This window comes from Desulfovibrio sp. (assembly GCF_041907885.1).
Lineage (GTDB): Bacteria > Desulfobacterota > Desulfovibrionia > Desulfovibrionales > Desulfovibrionaceae > Desulfovibrio.
Genome location: NZ_JAYRGM010000013.1, coordinates 21,579 through 38,944 on the forward strand (window position 1 = coordinate 21,579; position 17,366 = coordinate 38,944).

19 protein-coding genes, 1 tRNA gene and 2 pseudogenes are annotated in these 17,366 nt (G+C 56.3%); 7 read left to right on the forward strand and 15 right to left on the reverse strand.

All coding sequences use genetic code 11. From position 1 onward, the window contains the following. Positions 1-40: 40 nt before the first annotated feature. The gene (gene uvsE, locus ACE3NW_RS08140) at positions 41-1,294 is read right to left on the reverse strand and encodes a UV DNA damage repair endonuclease UvsE (RefSeq protein ID WP_374282248.1); all 1,254 of its coding nucleotides are present in this window, start codon (positions 1,292-1,294) and stop codon (positions 41-43) included. A gap of 371 nt (positions 1,295-1,665) precedes the next feature. On the opposite strand from uvsE, the gene ACE3NW_RS08145 reads away from it, so the two are divergent. From ACE3NW_RS08145 to ACE3NW_RS08170, 6 genes are all read left to right on the forward strand, one after another. Beyond that, the gene (locus tag ACE3NW_RS08145) at positions 1,666-2,238 is read left to right on the forward strand and encodes a cytochrome c3 family protein (RefSeq protein WP_374282250.1); all 573 of its coding nucleotides are present in this window, start codon (positions 1,666-1,668) and stop codon (positions 2,236-2,238) included. Further along, entirely contained in the window at positions 2,235-2,681 is a 447-nt protein-coding gene (locus ACE3NW_RS08150) for a hypothetical protein (protein WP_374282252.1), read from the forward strand. Before ACE3NW_RS08145 ends, ACE3NW_RS08150 begins: the two co-directional genes overlap by 4 nt. Before the next feature lie 95 nt (positions 2,682-2,776). Further along, positions 2,777-5,047 (forward strand): nitrate reductase, encoded by a 2,271-nt coding sequence (locus tag ACE3NW_RS08155; RefSeq protein WP_374282254.1) that lies wholly within the window; start codon positions 2,777-2,779, stop codon positions 5,045-5,047. 77 nt (positions 5,048-5,124) lie between these two features. Next, positions 5,125-5,457 (forward strand): hypothetical protein, encoded by a 333-nt coding sequence (locus ACE3NW_RS08160; RefSeq protein WP_374282256.1) that lies wholly within the window; start codon positions 5,125-5,127, stop codon positions 5,455-5,457. Between the two features lie 2 nt (positions 5,458-5,459). After that, positions 5,460-5,984: a 4Fe-4S dicluster domain-containing protein gene (locus tag ACE3NW_RS08165; protein WP_374282258.1), complete on the forward strand. Its 525-nt coding sequence runs from the start codon at positions 5,460-5,462 to the stop codon at positions 5,982-5,984. Further along, positions 5,981-6,835 carry a 4Fe-4S binding protein gene (locus tag ACE3NW_RS08170; RefSeq protein ID WP_374282260.1) on the forward strand — a complete coding sequence of 285 codons (855 nt, stop codon included), beginning with the start codon at positions 5,981-5,983 and terminating at the stop codon, positions 6,833-6,835. The genes ACE3NW_RS08165 and ACE3NW_RS08170 overlap by 4 nt, the downstream gene beginning before the upstream one ends. A gap of 210 nt (positions 6,836-7,045) precedes the next feature. Here ACE3NW_RS08170 and ACE3NW_RS08175 read toward each other — a convergent pair. The 9 genes and pseudogenes from ACE3NW_RS08175 to ACE3NW_RS08215 all read right to left on the reverse strand — a co-directional run bounded on the left by ACE3NW_RS08175 (position 7,046) and on the right by ACE3NW_RS08215 (position 13,196). Next, positions 7,046-8,056: pseudogene (locus ACE3NW_RS08175) on the reverse strand (DUF1848 domain-containing protein). A gap of 1 nt (position 8,057) precedes the next feature. Continuing rightward, entirely contained in the window at positions 8,058-8,933 is an 876-nt protein-coding gene (locus tag ACE3NW_RS08180; protein WP_374282262.1) for a hypothetical protein, read from the reverse strand. Between the two features lie 249 nt (positions 8,934-9,182). Beyond that, positions 9,183-9,341 (reverse strand): YegP family protein, encoded by a 159-nt coding sequence (locus ACE3NW_RS08185; RefSeq protein WP_374282264.1) that lies wholly within the window; start codon positions 9,339-9,341, stop codon positions 9,183-9,185. A gap of 355 nt (positions 9,342-9,696) precedes the next feature. Next, the gene (locus tag ACE3NW_RS08190; RefSeq protein WP_374282266.1) at positions 9,697-9,897 is read right to left on the reverse strand and encodes a helix-turn-helix transcriptional regulator; all 201 of its coding nucleotides are present in this window, start codon (positions 9,895-9,897) and stop codon (positions 9,697-9,699) included. A gap of 133 nt (positions 9,898-10,030) precedes the next feature. After that, the gene (locus tag ACE3NW_RS08195; RefSeq protein WP_374282268.1) at positions 10,031-10,993 is read right to left on the reverse strand and encodes a hypothetical protein; all 963 of its coding nucleotides are present in this window, start codon (positions 10,991-10,993) and stop codon (positions 10,031-10,033) included. A gap of 99 nt (positions 10,994-11,092) precedes the next feature. Then, positions 11,093-11,581, reverse strand: a complete 489-nt coding sequence (locus ACE3NW_RS08200) for a tyrosine-type recombinase/integrase (RefSeq protein ID WP_374282343.1) — start codon at positions 11,579-11,581, stop codon at positions 11,093-11,095. A gap of 180 nt (positions 11,582-11,761) precedes the next feature. Further along, positions 11,762-12,291, reverse strand: a pseudogene (locus ACE3NW_RS08205) (tyrosine-type recombinase/integrase); the annotation flags it as partial. A gap of 173 nt (positions 12,292-12,464) precedes the next feature. Next, positions 12,465-12,550: transfer RNA gene (locus ACE3NW_RS08210), tRNA-Leu, on the reverse strand. 205 nt (positions 12,551-12,755) lie between these two features. Next, positions 12,756-13,196: a hypothetical protein gene (locus ACE3NW_RS08215; protein WP_374282270.1), complete on the reverse strand. Its 441-nt coding sequence runs from the start codon at positions 13,194-13,196 to the stop codon at positions 12,756-12,758. Positions 13,197-13,318: 122 nt separating this feature from the next. Here ACE3NW_RS08215 and ACE3NW_RS08220 point away from each other — a divergent pair, with 122 nt between their 5' ends. Beyond that, complete coding sequence (locus ACE3NW_RS08220; RefSeq protein WP_374282272.1) at positions 13,319-13,789, forward strand: phosphatidylglycerophosphatase A; 471 nt, start codon at positions 13,319-13,321, stop codon at positions 13,787-13,789. Between the two features lie 99 nt (positions 13,790-13,888). On the opposite strand, the gene infA is transcribed toward ACE3NW_RS08220, so the two are convergent. The 5 genes from infA to ACE3NW_RS08245 form a co-directional block, all read right to left on the reverse strand. Continuing rightward, on the reverse strand, positions 13,889-14,107 hold the full coding sequence (gene infA, locus ACE3NW_RS08225) for a translation initiation factor IF-1 (RefSeq protein ID WP_006008898.1): 219 nt from the start codon (positions 14,105-14,107) through the stop codon (positions 13,889-13,891). A gap of 135 nt (positions 14,108-14,242) precedes the next feature. Next, on the reverse strand, positions 14,243-15,088 hold the full coding sequence (gene lgt, locus ACE3NW_RS08230; protein WP_374282275.1) for a prolipoprotein diacylglyceryl transferase: 846 nt from the start codon (positions 15,086-15,088) through the stop codon (positions 14,243-14,245). Further along, positions 15,085-15,576 (reverse strand): cyclic pyranopterin monophosphate synthase MoaC, encoded by a 492-nt coding sequence (moaC, locus tag ACE3NW_RS08235; protein ID WP_374282277.1) that lies wholly within the window; start codon positions 15,574-15,576, stop codon positions 15,085-15,087. Before moaC ends, lgt begins: the two co-directional genes overlap by 4 nt. Positions 15,577-15,767: 191 nt before the next feature. Next, positions 15,768-16,991, reverse strand: coding sequence for a metal-dependent hydrolase (locus ACE3NW_RS08240; RefSeq protein WP_374282279.1), 1,224 nt, complete (start codon positions 16,989-16,991; stop codon positions 15,768-15,770). 2 nt (positions 16,992-16,993) lie between these two features. Further along, positions 16,994-17,332, reverse strand: a complete 339-nt coding sequence (locus ACE3NW_RS08245; protein WP_374282281.1) for a chemotaxis protein — start codon at positions 17,330-17,332, stop codon at positions 16,994-16,996. Positions 17,333-17,366 lie beyond the last annotated feature (34 nt).

Here is a 17,366-nt window from a genome sequence, read left to right on the forward strand (position 1 = left end):
GCAATAGGCGCAGGGAGTACCCTGCGTTTTTCTTTTGCCGCTAAATGTAAAAATAGAGGCTTTGCAGCAGATATTCCACGTTGTGTTTCAGGGCCAGCCCCAGCAGGGCGCGTTTGAGGCGCGGCAGGTTTTGCGGGCCGTTTTGCAGATCACCCATGGCCGTCAGAACACGTTTTTTTTCTGCGGCCGTGGCAAGTTTGTCCATATAGCCCCACACGTGTTGAGCGGCGTTGCAGGCCTGCGGCCCGTGGATTTCCTTTTCCAGAGTCTGTTCCACAAGCCTGTAAAAATCGTGGGCGGTGGGCGCATCTGCCTTGAGCATGGCGCGAAAGGTATTGTACGCCGCCTGATCGCGCTCAAGAATCAGATACTTGTATCTGGCCCATTCGCGGGTGAGTTCGTGGCGTGAAACACTGGTGTTTGCCAGGTTGATGCACTTTACCGCCGAAAGGTTCTTGTCCTTGACCTCCAGCATCACGTCCACTTCGCGCCCCTCAAGCGAGCGGTGAAATTCCAGAAAATCCTTCATGGCGATAAAGCGCGAGTGCATGCCCGGCTTGCCGCCTGCCAGTTGCTGGCTGTAGTGCAGCTTGGGGCGGCCATGCTGCGGGCTCCAGCTCTCTATGGCCCGGTCAAGCCAGTAGGCCTGCGTGCCGTGGGCCGGGGCATTGAGCGAGTGGTGGAACACGTCAAAAATGGCTGGCAGGCCGCACGTGCCGCATACGGCAAGGGCGTCTTCTATGGTGAACACGCGCTCGTCGTTTTCAAGCGAAATGCGGGCCAGCACCTGCGGGGGCAGGGCCAGCAGGTTTTCTGTCAGACGTTGCAAAGCCGAGGGCCGGTCGCCATAGCCGCCGCCCAGGTGCAGCACAATGCGGGCACTGCCGTCTGCTCCAAGGGCATCGAGAAATGCGGCGTGGAACACCAGATCGTCAACAGCCCGGTCAACCACATCCTGCCGGGGTGAGTTGAGCACCGTGTACTGGCCTGGGTGCATGGAAACGCGGATTCCCGTCTGCGCCAGCGTTGCCCGCACTGCCGCCAGTTCCGCTTGCAGCTCGCGCTGCCAGTCAAAGCTGTTTTGGGGGTGCGAGGCCAGTGGAATGATGTCCGAGCTGATGCGCATGAGCGGTATGTGCGCCTCTGCGCAGTAGCGCAGCATGGCTTCAAGCGCGCGCAGATTGTGGCGGCACACGCCCAGCATGTTTTCGGGCGTGGCCCTGCCAAGGGTGATGGCCGTAAGGTCAGCCCCCGAAACTCCAATGGTCTTGCAGGCAAATCCGTAACGTATCATGGGGCGATTTTACCGAATTTGTTCCCTTCCACAAGGGGTTCTGGAAGTCTGGCAGATGCCTGCGGCAGCTGAAGAGCAAAGAATTCTGACCGGCCCCGGATTCGTCCTCGACGTATCCGGGGCTTTTGTCATTTTATGATTTCAGCCTGTCAGGTACAGATGATTTTTGTCATTTTTTTATGACAAAGCACCAAGCCCCTGCCGTACAAGAAAACACAAACTGCCATTAATCACACAAAAAATTTAAATGGTGCATTTGGCATTGGTCTTGCTTTTGTGCGTAAATTCACAATTTGCGCCAGCTCCAGCTATTTTATCGGACAACGATGCTCAGGGGCATGGCGGAACCCTCAGCCATGGAGACCAAAACCATGCCGTATCCTTCTAAGCGCGTCTGGATTGTGGGCTGTATTGCCCTGGCCGCGTGCGTGGGCCTGGCGGCAGCGGGGGTGTCGTATTCGTCGCAGACGGCGTTTTGCCTTTCTTGCCACGAAATGCGCGTGTATCAGGACGAACTGATGCTCTCACCGCACGCCAAGGACGCACAGGGCAAAGCCATTGGATGCTCGCAATGCCATATCCCGTCGGGCAATCTGGCCCGCATGCTCGGCGCCAAGGCATGGATGGGCATCAAGGACTTGTGGGTACACAACGTGGAGGGTGGCACAGACCTTAACCGCGCTGCCATGCAACCCATTGCACGCCGGTTTACCGACGATGCCAACTGCCGCGCCTGCCATCAGGATTTGACCCGCAACGCCAAGGCCGACGGCCCTGTGTCGGTTGAGGGCCGCCTTGCTCACGAAAACTACGAGGGCAAGAACGGTCAGGCCCGCAGCGGCTGCGTGGGGTGCCACCGCAACCTCGCCCATTTGCCCGTTTTTGACGAACGCATTCCCGCCAATCATAAGTTCGCACAGAAAATTAAGGAGATACGGCCATGACCCGCAACAAGAAACTGCTCATTGTTCTGCTTGCCCTGGCGGTGCTGGCGGGCGGCTATTTTCTGTACATGGCCTGGGCCTTTCCTGCCGAGCGGTGCGAAGCGGCAAAGCATCTGGATTCGCCGCAGATGGCGGGCGATTGCTATACCTGCCACATGAAAAGCACGCCCCGCATCGCGCAGGAATGGAACGAGAGCAAACACGGCATCACATTGGTGCGCTGCCAGACCTGTCACGGCATGCCCGACGGCAAGGGGGCCATTCCCTTTACGCGCGCGCCGGGGGTTGAGGTGTGCGCCCGCTGTCACTCGCTTTCCATCCAGCGCATGGAAGCCAAGTTTGGCAAACGCGATGACTGTTCCAGCTGTCATCCCAACCACCAAAGTCCCATGCACGGCAAGGCTTACGAATACCGCACGCCCAGCGGCAAAACGGATTTGTAGCCTCCGCTGTCATTGGTCGGGAGTGGGTGTGCCCCTGCGGGGGCAGCCAGGGTAACAAAACAATCATGCCAAGCGTAACTAGCGAGGTTGCGGATATGAATACATCACGTCGTGACTTTTTACGGTTTTTTGCCATGTCGGCCGCCATGGCGGCGGCTACGGGCGCTGGCCTGCCCACGCTTGCCCTTGCGGCAGACGACAACAAGCCGGACAAATGGGTCAAGGGCGTATGCCGCTACTGCGGCACGGGCTGCGGGGTTATGGTGGGTGTTAAAAACGGCAAGGCCGTGGCCATTCAGGGCGACCCCAACAACCACAATGCGGGCCTGTTGTGCCTGAAGGGCTCGCTGCTCATTCCCGTGCTCAACTCCAAGGAGCGCGTCACCCAGCCCATGCTGCGCCGCACCAAGGGCGGCCCCCTCGAACCCGTGAGCTGGGACGAAGCCCTTGATCTCATGGCTTCCAAATTCCGGCACAGCATAGATACTTTTGGCCCCAATTCCGTAGCATGGTACGGGTCTGGCCAGTGCCTGACAGAAGAAAGCTACCTCGCCAACAAGATTTTCAAGGGCGGCTTTGGCACCAACAACGTGGATGGCAACCCCCGCCTGTGCATGGCCTCGGCTGTGGGCGGCTACACCACCACGTTTGGCAAGGATGAGCCCATGGGAACCTATGCCGATATTGATCAGGCCACCTGTTTTTTCATTATCGGTTCCAATACCTCCGAGGCGCACCCCGTACTGTTCCGCCGCATTGCCCGCCGCAAGCAGGTAGAGCCGGGCATCAAGATCATTGTGGCCGACCCGCGCCGTACCAACACGGCCCGCATTGCCGACATGCACGTGGCCTTTCGCCCCGGCACAGACCTGGCCTTCATGCACAGCATGGCCTGGGTGATCATTAACGAAGAGCTGGACAACCCCCGCTTTTGGCAGCGCTATGTGAGCTTTGCCGACCCGGAGGGCAAGCCCTCTGATTTTGAAGGCTACAAGGCATTTTTGGAAAACTATCGGCCCGAAAAGGTGGCCGAGATATGCCGTGTTCCTGTGGAGCAGATTTATACTGCGGCCCGCGCCTTTGCCGAATCATCGGCCACCATGAGCCTTTGGTGCATGGGTATCAACCAGCGCGTGCAGGGTGTTTTTGCCAACAATCTTATCCACAATCTGCATCTGCTGACCGGGCAGATATGCCGCCCCGGCGCTACGTCTTTTTCGCTCACCGGCCAGCCCAATGCCTGCGGCGGCGTGCGCGATGCGGGCGCTTTGGCGCATCTGTTGCCCGCCGGGCGTGCCATTCCCAATCCCAAGCACCGGGCAGAAATGGAAAAATTGTGGGGCCTGCCCGAAGGGCGTATTGCTCCCACCCCCGGCCACCACACTGTGGCGCTGTTTGAGGCCCTTGGCCGTGGCGACGTGAAATGCATGGTTATTTGCGAAACCAACCCCGCACACACCCTGCCCAACCTGAACAAGGTTCACAAGGCCATGTCCAACCCGGAATCGTTCATTGTGTGCATCGAGGCCTTCCCCGATGCGGTAACCCTGCAATATGCCGACCTTGTGCTTGCGCCTGCCTTTTGGTGCGAGCGCGATGGCGTGTACGGCTGCGGCGAACGCCGCTATTCGCTGACAGAAAAAGCCGTTGATTCGCCCGGCCAGTGCCGCCCCACAGTGAACACCCTGGTGGAATTCGCCAAGCGTGCGGGGGTTGATCCCAAACTGGTGAACTTTAAAAACGCCGAGGACGTGTGGAACGAATGGCGCATGGTTGCCAAGGGAACCACCTATGATTTCTATGGCATGACCCGTGAGCGCCTGCGCAAGGAATCGGGCATCATCTGGCCTTGCCCCTCGGAAGACCACCCCGGAACCAGCCTGCGTTATGTGCGCGGGCACGATCCGCTTGTGCCTGCCGACCATCCGGACAAGTTCTTTTTTTACGGCAAGCCCGACGGCAGGCCCACCATCTTTATGCGTCCGGCCAAGGGGGCTGCGGAAGAACCTGATGCAGAATATCCCCTGTATCTCACCTCCATGCGCGTTATCGACCACTGGCACACCGCAACCATGACGGGCAAGGTTCCTGAACTGCTCAAGGCCAACCCTGCGGCATTTGTGGAAATCAACGAGCAGGATGCAGCAGCCCTGGGCATCAGGCACGGGGAAACCGTGGTGCTTGAAACCCGGCGCGACAAAATGGAACTGCCCGCCCGCGTGAGTGATGTGTGCAGGCCGGGGCTGGTGGCCGTGCCGTTTTTTGACCCCAAAAAGCTGGTCAACAAGCTGTTTCTGGACGCCACAGACCCGGCATCGCGCGAGCCGGAATACAAGATATGCGCGGCGCGGGTGCGTAAGGCCTAGTTTTGGCAGCAAGCCCCTTTTACGGAAAAAGTCCCCGCCCGTGTGTTCTGCGCGGGCGGGGCAATGCGGGAGGATATATGGCCATTGCGGGAATCATTCTCGGCGCACCCGCCGGGGCGCTTGCCGGGCTGGAAGCGGCTGTGCGGGGCCGTGCGGGTATTGTGGACGTGCAGCGCACGCCAGCAGATGCCGAGATTGGCGGTCTGGTGCTGGTGGTGGAGCAGGCCTCTGACAAAATACAAGGTGAACTTTCCGCCCTGCGTGAGCTGCCGGGTGTGGACGAGCTGCATCTCGTTTTTGCCAACTATGAGGATGACATGGACGCGCAAGGCCACATGGGTTGCCCGGCGCACCAGCCACGCCGCCGTGGGGCGGATGGCGAGGATACGCCATTCAGGGCAGGGGAGTAGGCATGAGCCTGTTTGTGCCGCCCCTGCGGCCACCGGGAGCAGGGGATGAGGAATCCTTTTTGCGCAAGTGCGTGCGTTGCGGCAAGTGCGCCACCATTTGTCCGCACGAGAGTATTGAGCTCGCTGGTGGGTTTGGACGCGCGCGGCGCACTCCGCAGATTCGTCCCGGCAGAAAGCCCTGCTATCTGTGCATGAAGTGTCCGCCGGTCTGTCCCAGCGGGGCCCTGGACAATTCGGTTACTGAAATGCAGCGGGCGGGTATGGGGCAAGCCTATATCTTGAAAAACCGCTGTCACAATTTCGCAACCGGAACCATGTGCATGACCTGCTACGACCGCTGCCCCCTGCGGGGTTCGGCGGTGGTGCTTTCGGGCGGGCTTGTTCCAGCCATGACCACGGCCTGCGTGGGCTGCGGCATATGTGAATACGTGTGCCCGGTGCAGGCAGTGGAAATTGTGCCCGTATCGTCACGGCACAAGCCGCAAACGGGCATCCCTGTGGAAAAAGCGCCGGGAGGCAAGGCATGAGACTGATTGCGGTACGGCGGGCAGTGCAACTGCTGGTTGTGGCGGGTTTGTGCCAGTTGCCGTGGCTGAATCTGGCGGGCTGGCGCGGGGTAAACGGCAGTTTTTTTGCGCTCGACTTTTTGGGCATACCCTTTGCCGATCCCGTTGGAGCGGCCCAGGTTGCGGCCATGGGCTTTTTGCCAGCGGGGCGCTTGCTGGCTGGGGCCATACTATCGTTGTGCATTGCCTTGCTGCTGGGGCGCGTGTTCTGCTCGTGGGTCTGTCCCTACGGTTTTTTGTCCGAGCTGGTATATGCCCTGCGTTGGCGGCGGTCTGGCGCACGCATGGTGGCGCGGCAGGCATTCTGGGGCAAGATTCTGTTACTGGTCTTGGGGCTGGTGGCGGCACTGGGGGCGGGATTTCCCGTGCTGGGCGTTGTTTCACTGCCCGGCGAACTCTCGCTGCTGCCTGTGTTTGCGTGGCAAGGCGATGACGCATGGCTGCTGCTTGGGGCCGCTGCCGTGCCGCTGGCGGCGCTGGCGCTGGAGTTTGCCACGGGCAGGCGGCTGTGGTGTCGTCTGGTGTGCCCGCAATCTGTGCTGCTGGGGCTTGCGGCAAAATGCCTGCCTGGGGCTGTTCCTGGCCTGCGCATTGGCTGGCAGGCCACAAAATGTACCTGCAAGGGCAAGGCTCCCTGCCAGCTTGCCTGTTCACTCGACCTGAACCCGCGCCGCAAGGGCGGGCCAGACCGGCAGGATTGCACCCATTGCGGGGACTGCATCAACGCCTGTGCTGGCTACGGCAAGGCGCTAGAATGGGCTGCAAAAAATGCTACGGGTAAAAAACGAATATTTTTCGTAGATAGTTTGTGATGCAGCCGTTGCATACCTATTTATGAAGGTTTTGTGTCGTAGAGTCTTTTAAGCAAGTGTACTCAATGAATGGTATAATATTGTCTAGATGTAGTGTTCCAAACGGTTGATCTCCCGCCATCAAATCGGCAAACCGGGAGTTGTAGAAGCTTATGCCATGGCAGAGGGGTATTTTTTGGGTGTGGCGGTTTTGCGCCGCAGCTCTGAAAGTTACAAAATCAGGCTCTCCGTTTCTGGCGTGAGCTTTTGGCAGTTGTTTTTCACTGCCGTTTCTGAGTGGTTGGCGTAGCAATAGGTACACAGGTGCAGGCACGTATTGTATGCGCCAATGTCTTTACTGGGGACGCACCCGCACACCTCGCGCTGCCCTTTGTCCTTGAGTTCTGGGTAGCTTTGTAAAGGGGCCGAGGGCAAAAGCTGCATCTGCTGGGGCGGTTTGCCATAGGCAATCTGAATTTCTGGGTCATTTTTACAGATTTTGCAGATCAGCCGGTCATCAATGCACTTGTTGTGCAGAATGTTATACGCCGAAAAATCCTGCCCTTCTGCGCAGGTTGCCAGCTCTAGCCTCACGGGCCAGCTGGCATTTATTTTTTGCAGCTCTTTTGCAAAATATATTTGCTCGCTGGCAGAAGGTTCTCGCACATCAATGCCGGTTTTGCTGAGATTGGAACTAACTTTTTTATAGTCACCAATGTCGATAAAGCTGAAAACAAGCTTTTAAGTGGCCGGGGCCAGCTGATTGCCCAGCCTGGCAATACGCTCAAGAATTTCATCGGCAGCCAGCTCTGGCGTAAGAAATATGGGGTCATACCGCCAGATAACCTTTTCGCGGCCAATCTTTTCAGAGAGGCGAAGGAATGTTTCTATCCGACGCTCAAGCGGTGGCACGTTGGGCTCTATGCCTTCCTTTACGTGGTCATTGACCGTGAACTGAAAATAAAACTTGATGCCGCGATCTGCAATTTCGTCCAGCTCAGGCAGAAGCGGCGCGGGATTTTTTGACCAGAAAACAATAACTTTGCACTTTTCAAACGAAATATACTGCCGCTGGTTCCTGTTAAAGGGATTGACCCAGACACAGTAACCCGCCCGCAACCTGTGCATGAGCCATGCGGTGTGGAAGGCGGGAATATCGGTAGTGCGGCTGGCAGAAATGATCAGGGGCGCAAGCCCCTGAACACTGCCATTGGGAGTATTGATCGTTATTTTGGGGTGCATGTTATGTTCGGTCGATCAGGTAAATATCTGTGCAGAAATTGCAGTCTGATAAAACAGGGTTCCATTGCATGGGCACACCCCCGTTCCAGCACAACTTGTTTGAACCCAGGCGACGGCATGGTGCATCGGCAGACACTCCTTGCGGGCATTGCGGCCTGGATGGGCAGGTTTGCGCAAGAGATAATATTGTTTGTTTGATCTCAGGCGGATAGTTGAACCAGAACTTGTCGCTCTTAAATCCCGTTTTTTCGTTGCCTTGCTGGCGTATCTGAATTTGGGCGTATTTAATTGGCCCTGCGGATGAGAATCCCTGTAGAATTTTTGTACACGCAGGCCCATCGGACGCTGTTTCTTTACGCCGTGAATTGATAATGCAGACTTTTTTTGCCGATGTTCTTGGCAAATTGCAAGCAAGAGCGTCTACAACCCAGTCGGGAAGCTCCCCTAGAGATTTGGGAAATACAAAAACATTATCATGTATAGGGGTAAACGCTCCTGCATCGCCAATGCAAGGTGGTTCTTTCGCAAACCACTTGCCCCACCGTACACGATCTATACCACGATACGAATAATCATCAAAAACGAATTTTGCTGCCGCGCCGTCTATGCCACTGCCACAGCCCAATGAGGTAATGCGCGGAGCTCCGTCTAGAAATCTTGCCTCTTGCAGCTTCTGGTAGGCCAGATGATATTCAAACAGATAGGCAGAAAAATATCGCAGAAGATATAGATTCTGTTGGGCGATAGATTCGTAGTTCGGTGTTCTGCCTTGCGCAAATGATACGTCGCAAAGCTCGCATCGGTCAGACATGAACTGAAGGTTAATGAGAAAATTTTGATATATTTCTTCAAGGCTAGTCCGCCAGAAAATTTCCATATGAAGTCCCTGTGCGTATAGGTTTATTTATAAAGTTACACATATAAACAAACCTATGTCAAGTGGGAGGTTTTGGCAGGCGCAAGTGCTGATATCATATGAAGAAAAAAATTATTGCCGCTGCGCGTGAAGAAAATTTTATGATATGTAATGGAGTTTGGCGAAATAATTGAACATGCAAAAACCCCTGACTGTTTTGGAAGGCAGGGGGTTTTGCAGTGCGGTCAACTGGGGAGGTTGAGGTGACGGTTAACCCGCGTAACCATTGCGGATAGCGTTATCGATGCAATCCGCTTTGTTTGCATAGCCTTGGCAGGATGCCCCGGTTATGCGTCCATTAGAGGCGACACGGCGCCACCGCCACTTGCCGTTGTTATCAACGTAGAATTCCCATTTATCTTCAGACATTGAACCCTCCTTAAAGGTTTATCGTAATGTAATTACAAATTGGTATGTGTCAACGCGTTAACCTATTTTTTGGCAGCTACGGGTTCAACTTTTGTGGGCACGGATAGCGTCGGCAAGGCGCTGGTTCTGCATATTCATTTCAGCCATGCGCCAAGCGTTGTTGTTCTGCATCTGGCCCATTGCCAGCATGCTTTTGAGAAAGTTATCTGCCGTCTGCTGCACGGAGTTACCGAGGGTGTGCGGATTTCAAGGCAGTCGCAAACGTCCCTGGCCACAAACCACGGCAGACCATTGCGCTCGATAGCCCGAACACTGCCAAAGGCTTCATGCTCAAAGATTTTGAGGGCATTCATGGCTACGCCCCCTCGGTGGCCTGGTCGAGCAGCCTTTCCAGGTCTTCAATTCGCCATACTGTAACGCGGGGGCTGAGGCGGGTACCTTTGGGCAGTTTTCCTTCTTTTGCCCAACGCCAAACAGTCGCTACACCAATGCCGTAATAAGCGGCTACGCCCCTTGCTCTCAAAGTCTTCCGACTGTTCAATGTGACATCTTTCATAAAAAAGCCTCCTACGCTTTGCTGTTGCGTAAGAGGCTATGTGAGAGTGTAGAACTTGTGTGAGGCGTAAAGCGGTCGTAAAGAGGGTTAAAAACGGGCAAAAATAAGGCGCATGGCAGGCTTTTAAGCGATACTATTTGTTAAAAGTTAATGAGTACTTTGAGTTACCGGCTTCAAGAAGTTTGACAAAAAACCTCCGGTAGTTTCCTTCGTCTTTTATTTTCCCGCTGTTATACTCACCTAATGATAAGGCTTTTCCGCATTCTGTTTTATTGTTGCTCACTTTCTGCATAATCAAGGCAATAACTTCTGGGGCGTAATCATCTTTCAGGGCCATGAAAATCTGTTCAGGAGTTTTCCCCGCCCACCTTGAAGATGGAACGTTCACGGGGATGCGCGTCGGTTCTGGGGGGGCTTCATTGTGTCCATGTGCATGGTGCGTTTCGCTTGGTGTATATTCATCTTCTTGTCTTGAGGGTTCTGACTTTGAGGATGACTGCGGGGCAACAAAAATAGGCGGGGATTGTGTCACTTGCGAGTATGCCTGAGCCACATTGTTTATGACCATTTGTGGCTGAGTGCAGGGCATTGGCAAGCCATCGGCAGAAGAAACTTGTTGCTCTCCTGCTGCTGCCATATACGAATAGAGTTCTTCTTTTAAAATATGACCATTTAACACTATTGAGATATTTTCTCTCAATATTTTTACTATAGCCCAGGCATTACTCTCACTTATTGCCTGAGCGTTGTGCATAATCACGGAAACATAAAAAGACGCAACTATTTGCCCAACATGATTTTTCTTTTCTTCAATGCTTATCAAATCCGCATACTGCGGAGACTTATTCTTGTACACGCTACATTTTAAATACAGATCATACAGCAAACGTATTTTTTCACCAGTTATTCCAAAAGCCTTTACGACAGAAAAAATTGGCACATATTCGTAGTATGGAATATCTGGAATAATTCTTCTATATCCCTCCCTTGCAAGGTAAACGTCGAATGGTTCCCCTCTTGCAACTCTATCTCTCACACCTCGACTCACTTCATCGGGGTCAAGAAATTCAGTTATTAGGGCTTTCCCGTAGTCCATGGTGTCCCCCCTTGCAGGGTTTTTCCTTGAAAAATCTCCCGGAAGGCGGTCAAGGTATCCGCTTTTCAGCCCGTCGGCCTATCCGGGAGAAAGTTATTGTCAATTTTCGATTGCCTTTAATCCTTCCAAATAATCCGCCCAGTCCTGCATCATGCGGCGGCGTTCCGGCAAATACTCGGCATGGTTGTATGCGGCCCGAATGGCGTTTTTCTCGCCGTGGGCAAGCTGGGCTTCAATTACGTCTGCTCTGTATCCTTGCTCGTTGAGCAGGGTAGAGGCCATGCTTCTGAAGCCGTGGATTGTCATAACGCCCTTGGCGTAGCCCATGCGGCGTATCGCGTTCAGAAGCCCAACATCTGAAATGTGGCGGCTTGCACTGTACAAGCTTGGGAACAGGTAGCGCCCCTCGCCAGTTAATGAGCGCAGGTTGTCTAGCAGCGCCAGCACCTGGCCTGCCAGGGGAACGACGTGGGGGCGTTTCATTTTCATTCGTTCCGCTGGGATCGTCCACTCAGCGGCATCAAGATCAATTTCGCTCCATTCTGCGCCCCGGAGTTCAACGGAGCGCACGAACACGAAAGGAAGCATCTTCAATGCAAAGCAGATTGAAGGCTCCCCGGCGTATTCGTCTATTGCTCTGAGGAGGTGTCCTACCTCTGCCGGGTCTGTAATGGTTGCGTAATGGTTGGTCTGCACGGGAGTGAGTGCTTCTGTCAGGCCTGCGGCAACGTCATAGCGGGTATGCCCCACAATGCGGGCATAGCGGGAAACCTGCCCGCAAAGCTGCGCAAGGCGGTGGGCGGTCACGATGGCCCCTCTTGCTTCAGCATTCTGAATCGCAGTGAGGATGTCGGCGGGTCCAATAATGAAAAAGGTCTGTCACCAATGAAAGGGAAGATTTGATTTTCCAAGCGAGAAAGAATTTTCTTTTGGTGAACCGGCTTCCACGCGGCCTTCTTTTTGGAGAACCACTCACGGGCTACGGCTTCAAAGGTCGTTGTCTGCTCCTGCTCAACAGCAGCGGCGGCAGCTTTCGCTTCTTGCTTGTGGGCGCTTGGGTCAATGCCCTGCGCCAATAGCTTCTTGGCTTGTTCACGCCTCTCTCTGGCATCCTTCAATCCCACGGCAGGATAGGTGCCCAGTGATATGCGCTTCTCCTTGCCCTGAAAGCGGTATTTAAGCCGCCACCACTTGCCCCCGCTTGGGGCAACTTCAAGGTAAAGCCCGCCGCCGTCAAACAGCTTGGTAGCCTTGGTGGTGGGCTTAACTGCCCGAATTGCGGTATCGGTGAGGGGCATGGGGGCAACTCCATGTGAGGTGGCAACAAGAAATTGTAATCTGCCCCTTAAGTTGCCCCCAATGGCGCGATATGTCAACGGAGCTTTTGAGACTATCCAAGACTTATAAACTTGGAAATTATTAAGCCCCACAAGGCTTTTTAGGCTTTATGGGGCTTAATGAGATTGTAGCTTGGTACCCGGAGCGGGACTTGAACCCGCACAGCCTTGCGGCCGAGGGATTTTAAGTCCCTTGTGTCTACCATTCCACCATCCGGGCGTGTGTTGCGCGTGGCAAGCGGCGGGGGCCGATGCTATTGAATGAGATTGGGGCAATTTATGCGGCTGAAATTTGTTCCGCTTGCAGCAGTCTTCGGCCTGTCTTGCTGCTAATCGCCGGAATAGCCAATTTGTGCTAATTTTGCCGCCCCGTTACACGGGCTCGTTGTCCGGCTTTTTTTGCTTCTGCCCCTTGGATTTTCTTTTTATCCTTTCCCGCTTTCATCATCGTCAGCGGCAGCATTTTGTGCGTCTGCCGAGGCGATGCGCCATGTTTTTAGGGTTGCCGGCGGGTCAACGGGAACCGGGCGTTCTTCTTCCTGCCATTCGCCTGGGCGCAGCCAGAAAACGTGCATGGACTCAAAATTTTTGTCTACACACAGCAGCCTTCCGCGCACACCCTGCGGCAGAAGTGCGGCAATTTCAAGGGCAATTTTGCGGTACACGTAGAGCCGGTGCGCTTCAAAAACACACTGGAACATGAGCGCATCACCCAGAGGGGTAAAATCAAGGTGGGCAGCCCCGGCCCGCTGGAGCAACTGCTCAACTTCGCGGGTCAGGTCTTCTTCCACTTCAAGCAGGGCCTCGTAGGTGAGGCTGTCGTCGTAGCTGAAGTGGGCAAAAAGTTCGCTGCGGTTTTTGTCCATGGGCTTGCATATACGGCAAATATGCTCTTTAGGCAATAATTGCGCGTGGATGTCTTCTGCGCTGGTCTTGCGTGGGCTTTGGGCGTAAGGTGCATAAAAAACACGCACATCGCGGAGGCCGAATGAGTTTTTTTGACAAGCTGATTTTGTCGTTCTGCCGCCTGGGGGTTGCCGGGCTCGACCCCAAGGCCCCGGGAACCTGGGGCACGGCCATTGCCTGCCTGCTGGCTCCGTACATTTTTCTGCCCCTGTCACTGCCCTGGCGGGCGGTGCTGCTGGCGCTGATTTTTGTGCTGGGCGGGCTGGCCGCCACCCGCGCCGAGCATTTGCTTGAACGCAAAGACCCCGGCGAGGTGGTTATCGACGAGCTGGTAGGCGTATGGCTTGTGCTGCTGCCTTTTGAAAATCCCGGCTTTTGGCTGGTGCTGGCAGCGTTTGCCTTTTTCCGGCTGTTTGATATCTGCAAGCCGTGGCCCGTGCGGGCTTCGGAAAACTGGCTGCCCGACGGGTTTGGCATCATGATTGATGATGTTGTGGCTGGCGTGTGGGCCTTGCTGTGCGTGGCCCTGCTGCGTGTGGTGGGTCTTGTCTAAGACCGTGGGCACGGGCCACTGAAGAAACAAGCTGAAAGGGGGCGCGGCCAATGGCGCAAAAGGCCACTCTGGTGGCGGAAAAAGCCGCCGCGCCCGCAGCTACTTCATGCGGTAGGTAATGCGCCCACGGGTGAGATCGTAGGGCGAAAGTTCGACCTTGACGCGGTCGCCGGGCAGAATGCGGATGTAAAACTTGCGCATCTTGCCAGAAATGTGGGCCAGAACTTCGTGGCCGTTTTCCAGTTCCACACGGAACATGGCGTTGGGCAGGGCTTCCTGCACCACGCCGTCTACTTCGATTGATCCTTCCTTGGCCATGAGTACTCCAAAATATGATGTGGATAAACGCCGGTCAGCTTCACAAAAAAGCGTGGCGCTGTCAACACGACCTTGCCCCCAATTTGGGACAACCCAACGCGCAGACAGCGCCCGCCATACATGCCGGTGTAAAAGTTATTTCTTGCGACCCTTGGGCTGTTTGCTGCGGGGGCTGATTTTTTGTTCGGTCTGGGGCATCTGCCTGGCCAGCACAGGGGCCTTGCGCCACAACAGCCACGCACCTGCCAGCATGAGGGGCACGCACAGCAGCTGGCCCATGGTCAGCCAGCCAAAGGCCAGATAGCCCAGCTGCACGTCGGGCATGCGCACAAATTCCACGGCAAAGCGGAACACGGCATAGCCCAGGGCAAACAGGCCAGAAACAGCCCCCAGCTTGCGCGGCTTGAGCGAAAACACCCACACCATGATAAAGAGCACCAGGCCTTCAAGTGCGGCCTCGTAGAGCTGCGAGGGATGACGGGGCAGCGGCCCCGCACCGGGGAAAACAATGGCCCAGGGCGCATCGCTGACCTTGCCCCACAGCTCACCGTTGATAAAGTTGCCGAGCCTGCCAAAAAAGAGGCCCTGCGGAATAAGCGGCGCAATAAAGTCGGACACTTCCAGAAAGCTTCTGCCGCGTGTGCGGGCAAAGTACCAAAACGCCCCAAGAACGCCCAGCAGCCCGCCGTGAAACGACATGCCACCGTTCCAGATGCGCATGATCTCCATGGGGTCGTTGATGTACACGGGCAGATCGTAAAACAGCACGTAGCCGAGCCTGCCGCCCAGAATAATGCCTATCATCACACAGGTCAGCAGGTCGTCCACATCGGGGGCTGTCCAGCCAGAGCCGGGACGCGAGGCGCGCCAGCGGCCCAGCATCCAGCCAAGGCCAAATCCGGCCAGATACATAAGCCCATACCAGCGCAGTTGCAGGCTGCCGATGGAAAGGGCCACAGGGTCTATTTGAGCAAGATTCATTCGTTGAAATCCTGTGCGTTAAATTCGCCGCTCTTGCCGCCGCGTTTGTGCAGCAGGCGCACATGGCTGATGACAATGTCACGCTGCACGGCCTTGCACATGTCATAAATGGTGGCCGCTGCGGTCTGGGCAGCAACTATGGCTTCCATTTCCACCCCGGTGGGGCCCACCGTGCGGGTTTCTGCCACTATGCGCACCGTGGGCGGCGTTTCTGTTACCGTAAAGCGCACATCCGCATACGTCAGGTTGAGGGGGTGGCACATGGGTATAAGCTCGCCCGTGCGCTTGGCTGCCATGATGCCGCCAATCTTGGCACAGGTGAGCACATCGCCCTTGGGAAGGGCGTTTTTGCGCAGCAGTTCCATGGTGGCCGGGGCCAGTTCTACCACAGCTTCGGCAATGGCCACACGCTCGCTGTGGGCTTTTGCACCCACGTCTACCATGGTTACATTGCCCTGGCTGTCGAGATGCGTAAAGTTATCGTTCATTGTTACCTCTGGATATTTCCCGACGTGTCAGCGCCGGTTGGCATTTTAAAGCGCACGCGTCTGCCGCATGGGCCAGCTGAGGCGGGAATTGACGTTACCCCAAAATGATATGCGAGTCATTGCGGCAAATGGCAGGCCCGCCGGGGGCAACTGCGCCGGATGTTTCACTGTGGCGGGTTGCGCAAAAATGTTCAGCGCAGGCCGACCAGCCATTGCAGCAGGCCTGGCTGTGTGGGCGGGCGAGGGGCCTGCCAGAGGGAATCACGGCGGCTGTCTGAAAAGCGCATGCGTTCGCGCAGCAGGCGCTGCGTATGGGCCGGGGCAGCGTCCAGGGCAGGGGCGGCGGCCTTGCCGCTTTCCTGCGAGGAATCGGCAGAAGGGGTGTCCAGCTCTGCAGTGGCGGGGGCGGGGGCCAGCTCTGCCATATATTTAAAAGGAATATCGGCACTGGGGCGCATGGCCATGATGCTGCGCACAAGGGCAAGGCTGGTGCCAAAGCGCTGATCGTGAACCATGATATAGCTGGGAGAGGGCGCATCTGCTGGCTGCACCGCAGAAGTACTGTCGCCGGGTAGCATGTCGCCGGGCAGCATATCGGCTGGCAGCGGGGCCACCACGGGCAGCAGCGTAAACTGCAAAAATGCCCGCGCAGCCACAGATTGCCGCGCAAGGTCGCGGGCCAAGCTTTCCGGCAGCGCCGGGGCAGTGGTTTCCGGCCCGTGAGGCTGGCCAAGGGCGGTGAGCCCCTGCGCACATACCATCAGGCCCCTGGGCGTGGCCTCGGTGTAAAGGGCGCGCCAAAAAAAGGGCGAAAAGGCGTCGGGCAGTACCACAATGTTTTGGGGAGCCCGCCCCTGCGCCGCGAGGTTGTCACGGGTCTGCGCCGTGTGCCAGGCGTTGAGCCCGATGGAAATGGCGGGGTAAACGAACATCCACGCCACAGCCAGCAGCAAAAGGCCGCGCCGCGCCCGCCAGCGCCATACTGCCCACAGCAGGGGCAGGGTGAGCAGCAGATCAATGATGAAAACCGCGTTCAGCCGTATGCGCATGTCTGAAAAAGGCTGAAGAATCATGGTTCCGTAGGTGGTAATGCAATCAAGCCAGATGTGCAGCAGGATCATGGCTGTCATGAACAGCCATGTTTTGGCAAAGCGCCAGTGTTGCGCAGTTTTTGGCCGCCACAGGGTATAGCCAGCCAGCGCAAACACAAGACCCAGCAGGGGGGCCGCCGCCAGCGAGTGGGTAATGCCCCTGTGCAGCAGCAAAAACTGCAAGGGGGTGTGGGCAAAGGCCACGTCCATGTCGGGCGAGGCTGCGGCAAGGGCGGCAAGGGGAACAGCCCAGCGGCTTGCGGGGCGGTGGGGCATGGCAAGCATGGCCACAGCGCCGCTGGCGGCATGTGTGATCGGATCCATTATTACTGCCTGAAAGGACTGCGCTGCTTTGGAACAGCCCTGTATTGCGGGTCTTCGGGGTCTGCGGCATTGTCCAGACCGTTGGCCCGGCGAAACTGCATCATGCGCCACTGCTGCACGTTTTGCATGACATCGGGTCTGTTTTGCAGATAGAGCATGCGCTGTGTGTTGTTTGAGCCGTACACGGGATAGCGCAGCTGATCCTCAACACTTACGCCCTGGGGCTGTGATTCGTAGCGCGCAGATGAACCCTCGCCAACATCCTTGGGGCCGCACCCCACCATGCCGCCAGCGGCGGCCAGCAACAGGGGTAAAAGGCAGATGGCGGTTGTTCTGTTCATTATGAAAGTATAGCCGCGCCGCGCATTCTCCGCA